1 protein-coding gene is annotated in these 1131 nt (G+C 63.2%); it reads left to right on the forward strand.

The features are described 5' to 3' along the window. On the forward strand, nucleotides 1-1131 hold a 1131-nt coding region (locus tag B0G57_RS30715), incomplete at both ends, for an amidohydrolase family protein (protein ID WP_104489630.1).

Below are 1131 nucleotides of genomic sequence, written 5' to 3' on the forward strand. Positions count from 1 at the left end.
CTTATTTCCGCAGATAACCATATTGATCTGACGTATTGCCCGCCCGATCTGTGGTCGAGTGTTGCGCCGCAAGAATGGCGCGAGATGGTGCCGCGCACCGAAGAGCGCGAGGACGGCCTGCACTGGATCGTCGACGGCCAGGACAAGGGCGTGTGGAACGGCGTGGGCCCCGGCTTCCTCAAGTATCAAAAGGGCGCTTTCCAGCATGTCGATGAGATGGCCGCCGCCGGCTTCGACTGGAACCATCACCCCGGCGCCGTCACCCGCCCCACCACCCCCGAAACGCGTATCGCCGACCTCGACAAGGACGGCGTGCAGGCCGAGATCGTCTATGGCTGCCTCATGGTCAACGACATGATCGCCAACAAGGAAGCGCGCGCATGGGCCAATCGCACCTACAACGACTGGGCCATCGACTTCGCCCACCGCGCTGACCCCAACCGCGTCTTCCCCCTGGCCATCATTCCCAACAACAGCCCCGAAGACGCCGCGGCCGAAGTGCGCCGCTGCGCCAAGATGGGCATCCGCGGCGGCGACCTCGCGTTCAAAGGCATGCCCGTGCCCCTGTGGCACCGCGATTGGTACCCCGTCTGGGAAGCGGCCGCCGAATGCCACTTCCCCATCTCGTTCCACTCCACCGGCTTTCGCGGCATCCGCGCGCCCGATACCCGCGAGATGGAAAAGGAGTATTTCACCCACTTCCGCATGGTGCGCTCCTCCCTGTTCCAGCTCGACACCATGGAGGTGCTCGTCTCCATCATCACCTCCGGCGCATGCGAAAAGTACCCCGACTTCAAGTTCATCCTCGGCGAATCGGGCGTCACCTGGCTGCCCTACCTCTTCGATCGCATGGACACCTCCTATGACGATCGCGCCCGCAGCCTCGGCCTGACGATGAAGCCCAGCGACTATTTCCGCCGCCAGGGTTACGTCACCTACCAGCAAGACGCCTATCTCGAGCCGAACGTGCCGCTCGTGGGCGAGGACAACATCATGTGGGGCTCCGATTACCCCCACCCCGACTGCTTGTGGCCCGAATCGCGCGCCATGCTCGAGAAGAACCTCGCAGCTCTGTCCCCCACCACCCGACGCAAAATCGTCCACGATAACGTCGCGAAGCTTTACAACATC

The organism is Trinickia symbiotica, from assembly GCF_002934455.1.
Lineage (GTDB): Bacteria > Pseudomonadota > Gammaproteobacteria > Burkholderiales > Burkholderiaceae > Trinickia > Trinickia symbiotica.